14 protein-coding genes are annotated in these 17828 nt (G+C 32.2%); 13 read left to right on the forward strand and 1 reads right to left on the reverse strand.

What is annotated here, in order from left to right; genetic code table 11:
- Positions 1 to 25: 25 nt before the first annotated feature.
- From sov to LNQ49_RS15530, 13 genes are all read left to right on the forward strand, one after another.
- Positions 26 to 7231, forward strand: coding sequence for a T9SS outer membrane translocon Sov/SprA (sov, locus tag LNQ49_RS15470; protein ID WP_229989931.1), 7206 nt, complete (start codon positions 26 to 28; stop codon positions 7229 to 7231).
- 87 nt (positions 7232 to 7318) lie between these two features.
- Positions 7319 to 7699, forward strand: coding sequence for a glycine cleavage system protein GcvH (gene gcvH / locus LNQ49_RS15475; RefSeq protein ID WP_229989932.1), 381 nt, complete (start codon positions 7319 to 7321; stop codon positions 7697 to 7699).
- On the forward strand, positions 7692 to 8078 hold the full coding sequence (locus tag LNQ49_RS15480; RefSeq protein ID WP_229989933.1) for a VanZ family protein: 387 nt from the start codon (positions 7692 to 7694) through the stop codon (positions 8076 to 8078). Before gcvH ends, LNQ49_RS15480 begins: the two co-directional genes overlap by 8 nt.
- A 175-nt stretch (positions 8079 to 8253) precedes the next feature.
- The gene (deoC, locus tag LNQ49_RS15485) at positions 8254 to 8997 is read left to right on the forward strand and encodes a deoxyribose-phosphate aldolase (RefSeq protein ID WP_229991341.1); all 744 of its coding nucleotides are present in this window, start codon (positions 8254 to 8256) and stop codon (positions 8995 to 8997) included.
- Between the two features lie 18 nt (positions 8998 to 9015).
- A complete protein-coding gene (locus LNQ49_RS15490) occupies positions 9016 to 11139 on the forward strand; it encodes a gliding motility protein RemB (RefSeq protein ID WP_229989934.1) in 2124 nt (707 codons plus the stop codon).
- Positions 11140 to 11296: 157 nt separating this feature from the next.
- Positions 11297 to 12199 carry a heme o synthase gene (gene cyoE, locus LNQ49_RS15495; protein WP_229989935.1) on the forward strand — a complete coding sequence of 301 codons (903 nt, stop codon included), beginning with the start codon at positions 11297 to 11299 and terminating at the stop codon, positions 12197 to 12199.
- Between the two features lie 2 nt (positions 12200 to 12201).
- Complete coding sequence (locus LNQ49_RS15500; RefSeq protein ID WP_229989936.1) at positions 12202 to 12789, forward strand: cytochrome c oxidase subunit 3; 588 nt, start codon at positions 12202 to 12204, stop codon at positions 12787 to 12789.
- Positions 12790 to 12831: 42 nt separating this feature from the next.
- Positions 12832 to 13812, forward strand: a complete 981-nt coding sequence (locus LNQ49_RS15505) for a cytochrome c oxidase subunit 3 (protein ID WP_229989937.1) — start codon at positions 12832 to 12834, stop codon at positions 13810 to 13812.
- 18 nt (positions 13813 to 13830) lie between these two features.
- A complete protein-coding gene (locus tag LNQ49_RS15510) occupies positions 13831 to 14181 on the forward strand; it encodes a cytochrome C oxidase subunit IV family protein (protein WP_229989938.1) in 351 nt (116 codons plus the stop codon).
- 77 nt (positions 14182 to 14258) lie between these two features.
- Positions 14259 to 14900 (forward strand): hypothetical protein, encoded by a 642-nt coding sequence (locus LNQ49_RS15515; RefSeq protein WP_229989939.1) that lies wholly within the window; start codon positions 14259 to 14261, stop codon positions 14898 to 14900.
- Between the two features lie 12 nt (positions 14901 to 14912).
- Positions 14913 to 15602 carry an SCO family protein gene (locus tag LNQ49_RS15520; protein WP_229989940.1) on the forward strand — a complete coding sequence of 230 codons (690 nt, stop codon included), beginning with the start codon at positions 14913 to 14915 and terminating at the stop codon, positions 15600 to 15602.
- A gap of 1 nt (position 15603) precedes the next feature.
- Entirely contained in the window at positions 15604 to 16143 is a 540-nt protein-coding gene (locus LNQ49_RS15525; protein ID WP_229989941.1) for a DUF420 domain-containing protein, read from the forward strand.
- Positions 16136 to 16402: a hypothetical protein gene (locus LNQ49_RS15530; protein WP_229989942.1), complete on the forward strand. Its 267-nt coding sequence runs from the start codon at positions 16136 to 16138 to the stop codon at positions 16400 to 16402. The genes LNQ49_RS15525 and LNQ49_RS15530 overlap by 8 nt, the downstream gene beginning before the upstream one ends.
- 8 nt (positions 16403 to 16410) lie before the next feature.
- Here the strand turns inward: LNQ49_RS15530 and LNQ49_RS15535 are convergent, their stop codons facing one another.
- The gene (locus tag LNQ49_RS15535; protein ID WP_229989943.1) at positions 16411 to 17820 is read right to left on the reverse strand and encodes a DUF4403 family protein; all 1410 of its coding nucleotides are present in this window, start codon (positions 17818 to 17820) and stop codon (positions 16411 to 16413) included.
- Positions 17821 to 17828: the final 8 nt, after the last annotated feature.

Below are 17828 nucleotides of genomic sequence, written 5' to 3' on the forward strand. Positions count from 1 at the left end.
ACGTACATAAAAACACACAGGATATATGCATAAAATTTGTATTTCTTTACTGGTTTTATTTTGTGGGTTTGTATCCAAAGCTCAGGTTAAACAAGAAGCTCAAGATACAACGAAAGCAGGGTATTCTGTTGGTAAAATACAAATAAAAGATCCGCAAAGTATTCTTTCTGCATATACTTATGATCCAGTAACAGATCGCTATATCTATACTAATACTGTAGATGGATTTTCAATTAATTATCCTATTGTCTTAACGCCAGAAGAGTATGAGAAACTTATCTTAAAGGAATCTCGAAGAAACTATTTTAAGAAAAAAGTAGATGCTATTGATGGTAAAAAAGATGGAGCCGAAGATGCCAAAAAAGATTTATTACCTCGATATTATATTAGATCTGGACTTTTCGAATCTATTTTTGGAAGTAATACCATCGATGTAAAACCAACTGGTTCTGTCGAAATAGATTTAGGAGCTCGTTATACAAAACAGGACAATCCATCATTTTCTCCTAGAAATAGATCAAATCTTTCTTTTGATTTTGATCAACGTATTAGCATGAGTTTGCAAGGTAAAGTAGGTACGCGTTTAAATGTAAATGCGAATTACGATACGCAATCAACATTTGCTTTTCAAAATTTAATAAAATTAGAATATACCCCATCAGAAGACGATATCATCCAAAAAATTGAGGTTGGTAATGTAAGTTTGCCACTTAATAGTACTTTAATTAGAGGAGCACAAAGTTTATTTGGAGTAAAAGCGCAATTACAATTTGGAAAAACTACGATTACAGGTGTTTTCTCAGAACAAAAATCACAAGCCAAAAGTGTAGTAGCAGAAGGTGGAGGTACAGTTCAGAATTTTGATTTGTATGCCTTGAACTATGATAATGATAGACACTTTTTCTTATCACAATATTTTAGAAATAAGTACGATTCTTCATTAAGAAAATATCCTTTTATAGATAGCCGTGTCCAAATAACACGATTAGAAGTTTGGGTTACTAATAAGCAAAATCGAGTTAGTACAACAAATAATAATTTAAGAAATGTTATTGCACTACAGGATTTGGGAGAAGCACAAATAGCCGGAATTCCAGATAGCGAAATTGTAGTTTTAAACCCTTCGGCAGGGATTTTCCTTAAGTCAGTAGGTTCACCAGTAGATAATGGTAATAATAAATATGACCCTAAATTAATAGCTGGAGGGACAGGTTTATTGAATAGTAATATTCGTGAAATTGTTACTTCAAGTTCAGGATTTAATACTACAGTAAGTGAGGGACAAGATTATTCAAAATTAGAAAATGCAAGAAAGTTAAATTCAAATGAATATACCTTTAATGCGCAATTAGGATATGTATCATTGCAACAACGATTAGCAAATGATGAAGTTCTAGCAGTTGCCTATGAATATACAGTAGGTGATCAGGTATTTCAAGTCGGAGAATTTGGAAACGACGGTGTAGATGCTACAGTAGTGACAGGAAATAATCCTTCGAATCAGGCTATCATAACACAAAGTTTGATATTGAAGATGCTGAAAAGTAATTTGACCAATGTCAAAAATCCAGTTTGGAACTTGATGATGAAAAACATCTATCAAATCCCTGGAGCATATCAAATAAAACAAGAGGACTTTAGATTCAATATTTTATATACAGATCCGTCTCCTATAAACTATATCACACCAGTTTCAGGAACGCCATTTCCTCCAAATCCTACTCCAGATAACAAAGTAGCTGAAACGCCTTTGTTAAAAGTATTTAATTTGGATAAGTTAAATTATAATAATGACCCTCAAGTAGGAGGTGATGGTTTCTTTGATTTCTTACCAGGATTGACAGTCGATGCTCAAAATGGTAGAATTATATTTACGACCAAAGAACCTTTTGGAGAATTGTTATTCTCTAAATTGTCAAATAGTACAGCTGAAGATTATCGTAATACGAGTACATATAATGCGAATCAAAGAAAATATGTATTCCGTAATATGTATTCTAATACACAATCGGGAGCTTTACAGGATAGTGATAAAAATAAATTCTTATTAAGAGGTAAATATAAATCCACTGGTGGTGACGGAATCCCTATTGGAGCTTTTAACGTTCCACAAGGATCAGTTGTTGTTACTGCCGCAGGTCGTGTGTTAGTCGAAGGAATTGATTATAGTGTAAACTATCAATTAGGAAGAGTTCAGATTTTAGATCCATCACTTCAAGCATCAAATACACCAATTGAAATTTCATTAGAGAATAACTCTATTTTCGGACAACAAACCCGAAGATTTATGGGAATAGATGTACAACATAAAATTTCTGAAAATTTTACTGTTGGGGGTACTTTCTTGCAAATGACAGAGAAACCTTTTACACAAAAATCAAGCTATGGGCAGGAATCTGTAAATAATATGATTTATGGTTTCAATACAAATTTCTCTACAGAAGTTCCTTTCTTTACCCGATTGGTAAACAAATTGCCATTTATGGATACTGATGTTCCTTCAAATCTTTCGATAAGAGGAGAAGTTGCTTTCTTAAAACCAGGAACACCAAAAGCAGATAATTTTGAAGGAGAATCAACTATTTATGTAGATGATTTTGAAGGATCGCAATCTACAATTGATATGCGTTCAGCTTATGCATGGAGTTTAGCATCAACACCAGAAGAGAATGCAACAAGTACCTACAATTTTAACGCAAAAAATAATGATTTAAGTTACGGTTTTAAAAGAGCGAAACTAGCATGGTATTCAATTGATCCAATTTTTTATGCTTCGAAACCTTCAGGAATAACTAACGATGATTTATCATTAAACTCGACTCGTAGAATTTATAGTGAAGAGTTGTACCCATTAACAGATATTGCACAAGGACAATCACAAGTAGTAAATACGTTGGATTTAACGTATTATCCTTCAGAAAGAGGACCGTATAATAATGATTTGAATTATGCATTAAATCCGAAGGATAATTTTGGAGGTATAATGCGTTCTTTGAGTTCAACAGATTTTGAACAAGGAAATGTCGAGTATATTCAGTTCTGGGTATTAGATCCATTTGTAGGAGTAGGACAAACAGATCAAACAAATACAGGAAAGGTATATTTTAACTTAGGTGAAATTTCAGAAGATATTTTAAAAGATGGTAGAAAACAATATGAAAATGGTTTAGGACCAAATCAGATAGTAGTAAAGCCACAGCCTTTATGGGGAGATGTTCCAGCGTCACAATCTTTAATTTATGCATTTGATAATAGCAGTTCAAATAGAGCAAATCAAGATGTTGGTTTAGATGGTTTGCCAAATGCTAAAGAAGGAACAGTTTATAATAATTTTGCTTCAGAGGCAGATCCAGCAGCTGATGACTATAGATATTATTTAAACACTACAGGAGGGGTTTTAGATCGTTATAAAAATTATAATGGAGTAGAAGGAAACTCAGCAGTAGATATAAATGACGCCAATAGAGCATCAACAACACTTCCAGATGTAGAAGATATCAATAGGGATAACACTATGAATACGATTAATGCATATTATGAGTATAGTATAGATGTTAAGCCAAACATGAAAGAAGGACAAAACTATGTTACGGATATAAGAAATACACAAGTGACAATGGCAAACGGAACAGTTACAGATGCCAGATGGATACAGTTTAAAATTCCAGTTTCTCAGCCTCAAAATACAATTGGTAATATATCTGATTTTAGATCAATTCGTTTCATGAGAATGTTCATGACAGGGTTCGCAAGTAATGTTACAGTTCGTTTTGGAGCATTAGATCTAGTAAGAGGAGAGTGGAGAAGATATACAAATACATTGGATCCTTCAGATGTTAATGTGGATGATGATAATACAACTTTTGATGTTGCAGCAGTAAATATAGAAGAGAATGGGGCTAGATGCCCAGTAAATTATGTTTCACCTCCAGGTGTTGCGCGTGAGCAATTGTATAATAACAATACAATTATCAATCAAAACGAACAGGCACTGGCATTACGAGTTTCAGGAAATGGTTTACAGCCAAAAGATTCAAGAGCAGTATTTAAAAATGTAAGTGTTGATATGCGTCAATACAACAGATTAAAAATGTTTTTACATGCAGAATCATTACCAGATGAAATCGTATTGAGAGATGGACAAATGGTAGGTTTTATTCGTTTTGGAAATGACTTTACACAAAATTTCTACCAAATTGAGGTTCCATTAAAAGTAACAATTCCAACCTCTACAACAGGTTCAAATTGTTCGCCTTTAAGCCCAGAAATTGTTTGGCCAGAAGAAAACAATATTGATTTGTCATTGTCTTTATTGACAAAGATGAAAATTGAGGCGATGAAGATTGATCCGAATACGCTTCCGCTTGACGGGATTTATTATCCAGATGATGATATCTCTAAGCCAGATGGTGACGGAGATAGTAATTTGCGATTAGGTATAAAAGGTAATCCGAATTTTGGATTAGTTAGAAACTTAATGGTGGGGGTTAAAAATGCAGAAACACACCAAGATATTAAAGGTGAAGTTTGGTTTAATGAGTTGCGTTTAGCCGAAATGGATAACAAAGGAGGTATGGCAGCAGTGTTAAATATTGATACCAATTTTGCCGATTTTGCAACTGTTTCTGCAACAGGAAGAAAAAGTACAATAGGATTTGGTTCACTAGAGCAAGGACCAAATGAAAGAAGTAGAGAAGATATTCAACAATATAACATTGTAACTAATTTAAATTTAGGAAAGTTATTGCCACCAAAATGGGGAATTAATTTACCTTTTAATTATGCAGTAGGAGAAGAGACAATTACGCCAGAGTATGATCCGTTTAATGAAGATATTAAATTGAAACAGTTATTGGATGTAACAACAGATTCTGCTGAAAAAAATAATATCAAAAATCGCGCTATTGATTATACAAAGCGTAGAAGTATTAACTTTATTGGAGTTAGAAAAGACAGAGCACCAGAACAAAAACAGCATATTTACGATCCTGAAAACTTTACATTTTCACAATCATATAACGAGGTAGAGCGCCATGATTATGAGATAAAAAGCTATCAAGATCAACAATCTAGCACAACTGTAAATTATGCTTACAGTTTTCAACCAAAAACAGTAGAGCCATTTAAGAAAAGTAAATATTTCAAGAAAAGCGACTATTGGAAGATGTTGAGTGATTTTAATTTTAATTATTTGCCATCAAATATTACATTCAATACTAACATCATAAGACAGTATAACCGTCAGGAATTTAGACAAGTTGAGAATGTTGAGGGTATCGGATTAGATCCAATGTATAGAAGAAATTTTGCTTTTAATTATCAGTATGGATTTAATTTTAATTTAACAAAATCATTAAAAATAAACTATACAGCATCGTCAAATAATATCGTTAAAAATTATTTGAATGCCGATAATGAACCAATTGATAGCTTCAGTATTTGGGATAGTTATTGGGATATTGGTACGCCAAATCAGCATATGCAACAATTGGTTTTAAATTATGAAATTCCGTTATATAAAATTCCAGTATTAGGATTTTTAAAAGCGAGTTATTCTTATACGGGTGATTATAGTTGGCAGCGTACATCAGAAGCATTATCAAGTTTTGAAGATGATAAAGGGGTTTTATATGATTTAGGAAATACAGTTCAGAATGCAAATTCGAATACATTTACTGCAGCAATGAATATGAATACGCTTTATAAGTATTTAGGACTTACAAAAGGAGGTGCTAAAACTCCTAAGGCAAAACCAACTGTACCAAAACCAGGGGAGAAAGTAGTAAATACAAATCAAGCATTGGCAAAGAATAGTGCTTTCCAAGATGGTTTAATAGGAGTGTTGACAAGTATAAAAAATATTCAGGTTAATTACACTGTTAATAGTGGAACAGTTTTACCGGGATATACACCAAGTGTTGGATTCTTAGGTTCGTCTAGACCATCATTAGGATTTATTTTTGGAAGTCAGGATGATGTGCGTTATGAGGCAGCCAAAAATGGTTGGTTGACTAATTATCAGGATTTTAATCAGAACTTCTCACAGGTAACGAATAAGATGTTTAAAGCAACGGCTAATATTGATTTATTACCTGATTTAAAAATCGACTTGAATGCAGATCGTGCTTATTCGTCAAATTTCTCAGAGCAATATGATGTTGATGAAACAGGATTGTATCATGCGAGATCACCATATAATTATGGAATGTTCTCTATTTCGACAATTTTAATAAAAACAGCATTCTCTACAAGTGATCAGAATTTTTCATCTGCGTTTGATGACTTTAGATCAAATCGTTTAGTAATTGCAAATCGTTTGGCAGAAAGTTATTATGGATCAGAAGCCAATATTCCAAGATATGGAGATATACTTAATCCTATTCCTGCAGTAGGTGATTCAAAATATGCTTTGTATAATGGAAATGTGGGATACCCAATTGGATTTACAAAAAGTAATCAGGCAGTTTTGCTTCCTTCATTTTTGGCAGCTTATTCTGGAGGGAATGCTTCTAGTAGTTCAACAAGTATTTTTAAAAGTTTTCCACTTCCAAACTGGAGTATAAAGTACAACGGATTGATGCGTTATAGATACTTTAAAGAAAAGTTTAAGCGTTTTTCATTGCAACATAATTATAGAGCATCTTATACAATTAATCAGTATCGTTCTAATTTTAAATATGATCAAAACCCAGGAGGAAGAGATCCAGAAAGCGATAACTTTTATAATGCAACAATCATGTCTAATGTGAATTTAGTGGAGCAATTTAGTCCGCTTATCAGAATGGATTTTGAGTTGAAGAGTTCTTTAAAAGTGCTAACTGAAATTAAGAAAGATAGAGCATTGTCAATGAGTTTTGATAATAATTTATTGACAGAAGTTAAAGGAATGGAATATATCATAGGTCTTGGATATCGTATTAAAGATGTGATTTTTTCATCGACATTGGCAGATAGTCCAACAGGAATTATAAAAAGTGATATCAATATAAAAGGAGATTTCTCATATCGAAATAATCAAACAATGGTTCGTTATTTGGATTATGATAATAATCAACTGGCTGCAGGACAGAATATTTGGTCAGTAAAAATAACTGCAGATTATTCGTTCAGTAAAAATCTAACAGCAATCTTTTATTATGACCATTCATTTTCTAAAGCAGTTATATCGACATTATATCCTTTAACGAATATTCGATCAGGATTTACCATTCGATATAATTTTGGAAATTAATTTTCAGATTCTAAAGAGAATTTGATTAGAAGATTGTTACATTTGCCCTATTAAAATTCTATTATCAATTATCAATAAGTATTTATTATGAATATACCAACAAATTTAAAGTACACAAAGGATCACGAATGGGTTAGCATTGAAGGTGATGTTGCAACAGTAGGAATTACTCATTTTGCACAAAAAGAATTAGGAGATATTGTTTATGTTGAAGTAGAGACTTTAGATCAAACACTTGATAAAGATGAAGTTTTTGGAACAGTTGAAGCTGTAAAAACAGTTTCAGATTTGTTCTTGCCTTTGTCTGGAGAAATTATTGCTTTTAACGAAAGTTTAGAAAGTGCTCCAGAAACAGTAAATTCTGATCCTTATGGAGACGGATGGATGATTAAAATTAAAATTTCAGATACATCAGAATTAGATTCTTTATTATCTGCTGAGGCTTATAAAGAATTAATAGGTGCTTAAAAAAATATTTTTTTTATGTTTGGCTTTATTATGGACAGGGGTTATTATTTTTCTCTGTTTGACCGAGTCAAGTAATATACCGGTTGTAAGTATACCTCACATAGATAAATTAGTTCATTTTTGTTTTTATTTTGGTTTTGCTTTTCTGTGGTTTTTGTATTTTAAAAAACAATTTAAGAATGCAGATGATTTTAGACCATTATTACTTTCTTTTGTTTTTTCGACCTTTTTTGGAATTACAATCGAAATCTTGCAAAGTGAATACACTTTAACAAGAAGTGCAGACATGATGGATTTTTTGGCAAATTCGCTAGGAGCAACATCAGCCATAATTGCTGTATTGTTGTTTAATAAGATAGTCACTAAAATAGTAAATTAAAAAATCCCACTTCGGTGGGATTTTTTGTTTATTGGAACTTATATAATATACTATTTGTAGTCAAAAAACACTTCCATTTAAGCTTGATTAAAAGTAGCAGTTAATTCTAAACTTATCTCAATATAAAATGTATTTTTGTCAATCAGGATTTAATACAATTAATTTATTTATGGCTATGAATATTAGACAATACTTAGACTCAACATATTTAAAAACGGCTGCTCAGGCAAATTTGACAGAAGCAGAAAATACACAGATAGTTAAGGATACTATTGAAGAAGCTATAGCAGAGCAATTCAAATTGATAATGATTCGTCCAGACAAAGTAAGTTTAGCTAAGGAAATGATTTCGGAGGCTAAATCGAGTCTTTTAATAGGGACAGTAATTGATTTTCCAGAAGGAAAATCAAGTTTAGAAGCAAAGTTAGCGGAGGCAAATGTAGCGATACAAGATGGAGCAAATGAATTGGATTTTGTATGCAACTACGAAGCTTTCAAAAATGGAGAAATTGATTTAGTGAAGAATGAAATTTTACAGTGTACACTATTAGGATTGACTAATAATAAAGTTGTAAAATGGATTATTGAAGTTGCTGCGCTTAATGATAAAGAAATTATACAATTGTCAGCATTGATAAAGAATATAATTATTCAAAATTTTGAAGAGAATGAATACTCTTCAGTTTTTGTAAAATCATCGACAGGTTTTTATAAAACAGAAAATAACTTGCCAAATGGCGCTACAGTTCCGTCAATTATAAAGATGTTAGAAAATGCTTCACCATTACCTGTAAAAGCAGCAGGAGGCGTGAGAACATACGAAGAAGCTGTTGAAATGATCAATCTTGGAGTGAAGCGCATAGGAACATCAAATGCCAAAGCAATTGCAAACGGGGAAATTTCGCAAAACCAATACTAAATTCACAACCAAAACCATATGAATAAAGGTTTCTTAACTTTTCTTATAACATTATACTCATTACTAGCTCTTTCACAGGAAACACATAATCTAACAGTTAATTCTGGTTTTACTTCAGAAGAGTTCCCGATTTTTCCAACCTGTGAAAATTTAAAAGGCAAAACCTTGGAACGTTGTTTTTATGATAAGGTGCAGGATTTTGTATTTAATAATTTCCAAGTTCCATCAACTTTAAAGCAGAATAGTTATAAAGGTGATGTAAGAGTGCTTTTTGAGGTTGATAAAACCGGTGAGTTTAAGGTTATATATGTTAATGCAAATAATGAGGAATTAGTTCAGGAAACAAAACGTGTTTTTGCAGCATTTCCCAAAATTAAGCCATCGACTTATGATGGGAAGCCTACGTATTCAAAATATACAATCATAATTAATATACCATTAAAAACAGCAGGGCAAATTTCAGAAGAAGCTATAGCTGCTGCTAAAATTATTAAACCAGCTACTAAGCCATTAACAGAATTGGATAGTATTGTTTATAAAAAATATACAAATCCAGAATTTGAAAGCCATTTAAATGTTCCGTTTTCGCATAGTTATTATGCCCAGTTTGACGGTGCTATGAATAGAGTAGGAAGTAATAATCATACAGCTTCAAAGCCATATACCTACGCCGAAGTTTCAAAGTACTATAATCTTAAAGCGGTGAATGAATCGCTTAAAAAGAATGTTTCAAGTTGGTTAGGGCGCAAGCTTTGGAATGAAAGTTTAGTCGAAGTTGAAGGAGAAGGGTATTGGTTTACATTAAATGCTATCATGGATTTACAAGTAGGTAAGGACACAAAAAGTGATGTTTCTTATACTTACGTAAATACACGAGCACTTAATTTTAGAGGAGGGCTAGGTAAGCAACTTAATTTTACCACAACAGTTTTTGAAAGCCAAGGAAGATTTGCAGATTATTATAATAGTTATGCGCAGTCAATAAAGCCTTCAGGAGGTAACCCTGGGGTTGTTCCGGGGATCGGTATAGGTAAGGAGTTTAAAACAAATGGTTTTGATTTTCCTTCAGCTGAAGCAAATTTGACCTATACACCAAGTAAGATTTTTAATTTTCAATTGGGTTATGGCAGAAATTTTATAGGAGATGGATATCGTTCTTTATTGGAAAGTGATGGGGCGAGCCCTTATCCATATTTTAAAATGAATACTACCTTTTGGAAAATAAAATACACGAACACTTATATGTTTCTAAAAGATATTCGACCAGATGCAACAGTTGATAAAACGTATGCTAGTAAATTCATGGCGAACCATTATTTGAGTTTGAATGTTACAAATAGATTGAATTTAGGTTTCTTCGAATCAGTAATTTGGACCAATAATAATGATAGAGGATTTGATATGGCATTTGCTAATCCAATTATTTTCTATAGATCCGTAGAGTTTGCTTCCTCATCTAGAAGTGGTAATGCTTTGTTAGGTTTAACGGCAAAATACAAATGGAATGACCAAATAAATTTATATGGACAATTCCTTTTGGATGAATTTTCGGTTAGTGATATGAAAAGCGGAGAAAAAAGCTGGAAGAACAAATTTGGATATCAATTAGGAGCTAAATATTATAATGCTTTCCAAGTACCAAATTTATTGTTGCAGTTAGAGTACAATCATGTTCGTCCATATGTATATTCACATAGCGCAGTTATTACAAATTACGGGCATAATAATCAAAGCATAGGGCATCAATGGGGAGGTAATTTTAGTGAACTTATTGCAATTGCTCGATATCATAAAGGAAGGTATTTTGCAGATGCAAAAATTACAACAGGAACAAGAGGTTTAGACTTTGACACAGCTGAAGATTCATTTAATTATGGCTCAAATATTTATAAAAGTTATGATGAAAAAAGACCCTATAATAAAGGGGTGAATGTGGGTCAAGGAAATAAAACATCAGTTTTTATTGCAGACATACAGGCAGGATATTTGGTAAATCCAGCGACTAATTTAAAATTATTCGGAAGTTTGATTTACAGAAGTTTTGATCCTACTAAAGATACTGTGACTACTTTTAAGCAAAGTACCACATGGTTTACTTTCGGATTAAGAGCAGATGTCTTTAATTGGTATTTCGATTATTAGAATATTTAGTAAGATTTTTTGCAGATGATTGGCTTTTATGGTAAAATTGAGGTGTATTTGATCGCTTCATTTGAAAAAATGTAATTTTATCATCCTAAATTCTGCAATCTAATTTGTACATTTGCACCAGTTTTGAAAAAACAAAAATAACAACGCATTGGACGCAACACAAAATACACTTTCACTCAAATCTATTTTTAATGATTTCAAAGAAATCACAAAAGCAGGACTCGCTGTAAGTGTTTTGTTTTCTTCAATAGCAGGTTATTTACTTGGTTTTGATGACAAACATCCTTTTCAATGGACAGTACTTCTAATTTTAGCAATTGGAGGATATTGTATGGTAGGGGCTTCAAATGCCTTTAATCAAGTTATCGAAAAAGATCTGGATGCCTTAATGGACAGAACAAAGAATCGACCAGTTCCTTCAGGAAGAATGTCTCCAAAAGTGGCTTTGTTTGTAGCGAGCTTACTTACAATTATTGGATTAACTTTACTTTATACAATCAATCCAAAAACAGCAATGTTTGGGGCGATTTCCATATTTTTATATACCAGTGTTTATACCCCATTAAAGACAGTAACATCGTTATCAGTTTTTGTTGGAGCTTTTCCTGGTGCAATTCCATTTATGTTAGGATGGGTTGCAGCAACAGGAGATTTTGGTATAGAAGCAGGAACGCTTTTCTTAATTCAGTTTTTCTGGCAATTCCCTCATTTTTGGGCGATTGGCTGGTTTTTGTATGAAGATTATGAAAGAGCAGGATTTTTTATGCTCCCTACAGGAAAAAAAGATAAAGGAACTGCATTGCAGGTTATTTTGTATACGGTATGGCTTATAGTGGCATCATTATTACCAGCTTTAGGATATACAGGTAAATTGTTTATTACGCCAATAGCGGCAATTTTAGTGTTCTTATTGGGTGTTTGGATGTTGGTTTATGCCGTTCGTTTGTATAAGCTGAGAACAGCCAAAGCAGCAAGAACATTAATGTTGGTAAGTGTTTCTTATATTACCTTGTTGCAGTTGATTTATATATTAGATAAATTTTTAAGATAGTTATGGAAATGACAATGACAGCAGATGAAAATAGAGCTAGGAGCGCTAAGTCATCTAAATTAATTTTATTGTTTGCAATGGTTAGTATGACCATGATGTTTGCAGGACTTACAAGTGCTTTTGTGGTTAGTAAGTCAAGAACCGATTGGTTGAAGGATTTTCAATTACCTCCAGCATTTTTTTATAGTACATTGGTTATTATAGGTTGCAGCGTTACTTTTCATTTAGCGAAAAAGGCAATGCAAAAAGATAATAGAACAGCTACAACTAACTTACTTTTGACTACATTAGCATTAGGAATTTTGTTTGTGATTTTACAGTTTGTTGGATTTGGACAAATCGTAGCAAATGGGTATTATTTTACAGGAGCTGAGAGTACAATAACAACAACTTTCTTGTATGTTGTAACAGTTACACACTTATTTCACTTAGCTGGAGGGATTATTTCTCTTTTAGTTATTATTTATAATCATTTTAAACAGAAATACAATTCGACTCAAACTCTTGGAATAGAACTAGGTGCAATGTACTGGCACTTTCTTGATTTCTTGTGGGTCTATTTATTTTTATTTTTATATTTCTTTAAATAAGAAAAAAACGTAAATTTGGGAACTTTTTAACGAATATCTTTTATGGAAGCGACAGTTACTACTGCAAATAATGAAGAAAAAACTTGGGGAGGCGGCAATGAGCCATTAGGAGCAAGTTATGGTAAAATGATGATGTGGTATTTTATCGTATCGGATGCCTTAACGTTCTCTGGATTTCTAGCGGCTTACGGTTTTTCTAGATTTAAATTTATTGAAACTTGGCCATTGGCTGATGAAGTGTTTAATCACTTCCCTTTTATGCATGGTGTATCTGCACCAATGTACTATGTCGCATTAATGACATTTATTTTGATTTTCTCATCTGTAACAATGGTTTTGGCTGTTGATGCAGGACATCAAATGAAAAAAAACAAAGTTGCAGTATATATGTTTTTAACTATTATTGGAGGTTTGATTTTCGTTGGGTCACAAGCTTGGGAATGGAAAAACTTTATTAAAGGATCATACGGAGCTATTGAAACAAAAGGAGGAAGTTTACTTCAGTTTGTTGATAAAGATGGTCAACGTGTTGCTATTGCAGATTTTGCAGTAAAGTTACCAGAAGGAAGAGAGGTATTGACTAGAGATAAAGGTAAATGGTTTATGAGCGATGCTGAAACATTGCCAACATATTCAGTTGCTGAAGTACAAGCAGGTTTTAAAGCGCATCCAGAATTATTAGTAAGAACTGAAAAACTTACTGAGAAAAAACAAAAAACTATTCTTACTAGAGAAGAGTCAGAGTCAAGATTAGGTGACGCACATTATGTTGTAGAAGGTGCTAATTTAACTAGAAACGAATACGGAAATAAATTGTTTGCTGATTTCTTTTTCTTTATTACAGGTTTTCACGGTTTCCACGTGATCTCAGGAATTATCATTAATATTATTATCTTTTTTAATGTATTGATAGGTACTTATGAAAAAAGAAAAAGCTATGAAATGGTGGAGAAAGTTGGTTTATACTGGCACTTTGTCGATTTAGTTTGGGTATTTGTATTTACAGTTTTCTACTTAGTTTAATTTTAGATTTATATTATTATGTCACACGAATATGTATCACATACAAAAAGAATCTGGTTTGTTTTTGCACTTTTATCAGTTGTAACAACAGTGGAGGTTCTCCTTGGTATTTACAAACCAGGAGTATTAGAGTTTAATCATTTTATAGGTTTGAATTTATTGAATTGGATATTTTATATTCTAACAATATACAAAGCTTATTATATAGTTTGGGCATTTATGCACATGGAAGGTGAAAAAAGTGGTCTTAGATGGTCGGTTGTTTCAACGGTTATTTTCCTAGTTTTGTATTTATTGTTTATACTTTTAACCGAAGGACATTATATTTTTGGGGTTTTTAAAGATTCTACCATTAAATGGAATTTTTAACATGATATTAATTCAAAAAGAGGGTACGCATTGCGTACCTTTTTTTATTTTTGTACTTTAATTTTTTCCCTTGTATAATGAAAAAAAATATAGTTCTTTTTGTTCTCTTCGTTTTGCCTATAGTTGCTTATCTCTTTTTTGCATCTGGCGTGAATGGCTTTACTAAACTACCTGTTGTAACACCTAAAATTGCCAACTTAGGAGATTGGAAATCCTTAAGAGGTGAAAAAGTTGGTTTGGATAATAAAATAACAATACTAGGTTTTTCAGGATCAGAAATTTTAAAAAATCGTGGTAATTATTTTAATCTAAACGAAAAAGTTTATCAACGTTATCATGGTTTCCAAGATTTACAGTTTGTCGTAATTTGTCCCTTAGGAACAGAAGAAGATACACGTAAAGTTGTAGACGCTTTAGCAGCATTTACTGATGTATCACAATGGCATTTTGTTTTTGCTTCTCCAGCCGAAATTAGTGCCTACTATGATCAATTGCATTTAGTTGGAAAACTGGATCAGTATCTAGGAACGCCTAATGTCTTTATTGTTGACAAAGAACGAAATTTAAGAGGGCGAAAAGATAAAGAAAATTACAAGGAAGGGTATAATACATTCCATCCTTCAGAATTAAGCAATGAAATGCTAGATGATTTTAAGATTATTCTTTATGAATATCGTGCTGCTCTTAAGAAAAATCATAACGCAACAAAACAACTTTAAAATTATATTATCATGTTTAAAAACAAATCATACATCGGTATTTCATTTATAGTATTGATTTTTGGTATTTATGCTGTTCCTAAAATTATAGATAGAGTAAAAAATGATACTGTCGTAAAAGGAAGCCGTTTAGATAGTGTTAGTGGGAAAAATGTTAAGGATGACGGGAAATTAGTAAAAATTGGTCCAGCTCCTAAATTTGAATTAACAAATCAGGATAACGTCAAAATAACTAATGAAACTTATAAAGGCAAAGTTTATGTTTTAGAGTTTTTCTTTACAACATGTCCATCAATTTGTCCAAAGATGAATTTGAGTATGTTAGAAATAGAGAAAAAGTTTTTTGGAAATCCAAACTTTGGAATCGTTTCAATAACAATTGACCCAGCTCATGATACAGCACAAGTTTTAAAAGACCACGCGAAAATACTAGGAGTTAAGTCATCTAATTGGAATTTCTTAACAGGAGATAAAAATGTTATTTTAGATTTATCTAATAAAGGATTTAATTTATATGCAGGAGCAAATAGTAAAGTAAGCGGAGGTTTTGAGCATTCAGGCTTATTTGCTTTAATAGATAAAAATGGAGATATCCGTTGTCGCAAAGATGATTTTGGAAACCCAATACTTTATTACGATGGATTGGATAAAAAAGGAGTTAGAGACATACAACAAGATATAAATATATTATTAGAAGAATAAAATGGAGGATAATTCATTAGAAAAAAAATACAACAAGTACATCGTGCTTGTTTCAATTGTAATTCCTGTTGTAGTAGCTATCTTGTTTGGAGTAAAACTTAAAGATTTTGGGTATAATGTAGAGCCACTTACTTTTTTGCCACCTATTTATGCTACAATAAACGGTATTACAGCCTTGGTTTTAATTATTGCAGTAATGGCTATTAAAAAAGGAAATCGAAAGCTACATGAGCGTTTGATGACTACAGCAATTGCTCTTTCATTGGCTTTCCTAGTGATGTACATCGCATATCATATGACATCAGATTCTACTAAATTTGGTGGAGAAGGAGTGATTAGATATGTGTATTTCTTTATTTTAATTTCTCACATTTTATTGTCAATTGCAATCGTTCCATTGGTTTTGATAACATATGTTCGTGCAATTGGAAAGAACTTCAATAGTCATAAAAAAATTGCAAGAATTACATTTCCACTTTGGTTATACGTTGCTATTACCGGAGTGATTGTTTATTTAATGATTTCCCCTTATTATGTTTAATATAAATACAAACAACAAGAAACATAATGTTTCTAGACTAGCAAAGATTAGTTTCTTGTTGGTTATTTTTTTCTTTAGTTTATCTACCAATGCGCAATGCGCAATGTGCCGTGCAGCTCTTGGTGGTGATGAAAATACAAAACAAGCCGAAGCAGTAAATGATGGAATTGTCTATCTAATGGTAGTGCCGTATTTACTTGTTTTAGTAATTGGTTACTTGATTTATAGAATGTACCAATCTAAAAAGAAAAACGCGTAAGCTAGATTTTATTTCAATCCGTTTACCGAGACATTTACAGTTCCATTAACTTTTATAAAAGCAATAATGGCTTGATTTGTCAATTCTACTTTTTGAAATTCGATATCTTCCATTTTTCCATTTACAAAAACACCAGGCATAGGAGAATAATTTTTAAGATAGGTAAGCATACTTTGTTTTCCTTCTTCTAAGTTTGGTTGTATTGAGTAACGGCAGCTTTCCTCCATTTTCTTTAAAATGTAGCCCTGCATAAGCCAGTTAGCTGTGCGGGTTAGTCTACTTTTTGTATCAAGAACGTAGTCGAGTTTGTCAAAATAAAGTTCTTTAGATTGTGGGTTGTATTTTGGAAAACCATTTAAATATAAGGTTCCGTTTACAGCTCCTAAAACATCTAAGGCAATAATCATTTTTCCTTCCTTGTGCCAAATTTCAACATTCTTTACTGTGATTTTTTTGCTTCCAGAACCAAATTCTTGTCCAGAAAAATTTCTAGTCATGATTTTAGAAGCGTCCTTATAGCTTGAAACTGCAGCGATATTAGCAGTAATTTGTTTTGGAATTTTTGCTACAGGTTTCAAAACAATTTTGGAAGCATTAAATTTGCTTTCAGGTTGCTTGCCAATTATAGTCTCCATATTACATTTCATACCCATTTCTAACAAAAAAGAATCGTTTTTTAGTAAGGCATCAGTAGAGTATATTTCTATAGGTACAATTCTCAGCCAGCTTTCGTATTGTTCATTCATTTGGAAAGGAGTACAAATTTTTTCCAAAGCTGCTAAAACATTAGGTTTAAAATCCATCGATTTTTCGATTGCTGCATCAATACTTTTTTCTATTTTTGATTTGAAAATAGAAACAGCCGGATTTATAAGATAAGTTACTGGCATATTTTTTCCAAAAACACTCATTGTTGGGCTCTCATTCCAATCTAATGATTTTAATTCGGTTTTAGTGTTCAGCTTCCAGTTGGTTAATCCTACTGAGCTAATTAATGTAATTACCCCATTCAAATTAAATTCTCGCGTGTCGTATAATTCGACGCCTAATTGTTTAGTGCCTATTCGGTACTTTACAAGCGCTTTTAAAGGTAAAATAGTTTTTATTTTTTTGCCAGGATTAGTTGGGTCAGCTTCAATTTTTATAGGAGCTAATTTCCATATCTTGATTTCAATATCGTCATCTTCAATGTTGTTGTCTTCGTAAATTAAGCCATTAAGGATGGTATTGGTTTGGTTTTCAATGTCTTTTAGTTTTACGGTTATGGGTAAATTAATAAATGAAGGGGTGTTGTCATATAGTAGTGGACTGGCATCATCTGGTTCGGGTTTTAATGTTGTTAGTTTTTGAGAAGAAGAACAACTGGCTATAAACAGTGTAACCATTGAGAGAATTAGAAACGAGAATAATTTCTTCATTATATTTT

This window comes from Flavobacterium pisciphilum, from assembly GCF_020905345.1.
Lineage (GTDB): Bacteria > Bacteroidota > Bacteroidia > Flavobacteriales > Flavobacteriaceae > Flavobacterium > Flavobacterium pisciphilum.

Bases quoted from the DNA above. Each gene is read 5' to 3' on its own strand.
- gcvH (WP_229989932.1), top strand. From the start codon at position 7,319: ATGAATATACCAACAAATTTAAAGTACACAAAGGATCACGAATGGGTT.
- sov (WP_229989931.1), top strand. From the start codon at position 26: ATGCATAAAATTTGTATTTCTTTACTGGTTTTATTTTGTGGGTTTGTA.
- LNQ49_RS15535 (WP_229989943.1), bottom strand. From the start codon at position 17,820: ATGAAGAAATTATTCTCGTTTCTAATTCTCTCAATGGTTACACTGTTT.
- LNQ49_RS15530 (WP_229989942.1), top strand. From the start codon at position 16,136: ATGTTTAATATAAATACAAACAACAAGAAACATAATGTTTCTAGACTA.
- deoC (WP_229991341.1), top strand. From the start codon at position 8,254: ATGAATATTAGACAATACTTAGACTCAACATATTTAAAAACGGCTGCT.
- LNQ49_RS15490 (WP_229989934.1), top strand. From the start codon at position 9,016: ATGAATAAAGGTTTCTTAACTTTTCTTATAACATTATACTCATTACTA.
- LNQ49_RS15525 (WP_229989941.1), top strand. From the start codon at position 15,604: ATGGAGGATAATTCATTAGAAAAAAAATACAACAAGTACATCGTGCTT.
- LNQ49_RS15515 (WP_229989939.1), top strand. From the start codon at position 14,259: ATGAAAAAAAATATAGTTCTTTTTGTTCTCTTCGTTTTGCCTATAGTT.
- LNQ49_RS15510 (WP_229989938.1), top strand. From the start codon at position 13,831: ATGTCACACGAATATGTATCACATACAAAAAGAATCTGGTTTGTTTTT.
- LNQ49_RS15505 (WP_229989937.1), top strand. From the start codon at position 12,832: ATGGAAGCGACAGTTACTACTGCAAATAATGAAGAAAAAACTTGGGGA.
- LNQ49_RS15500 (WP_229989936.1), top strand. From the start codon at position 12,202: ATGGAAATGACAATGACAGCAGATGAAAATAGAGCTAGGAGCGCTAAG.
- LNQ49_RS15520 (WP_229989940.1), top strand. From the start codon at position 14,913: ATGTTTAAAAACAAATCATACATCGGTATTTCATTTATAGTATTGATT.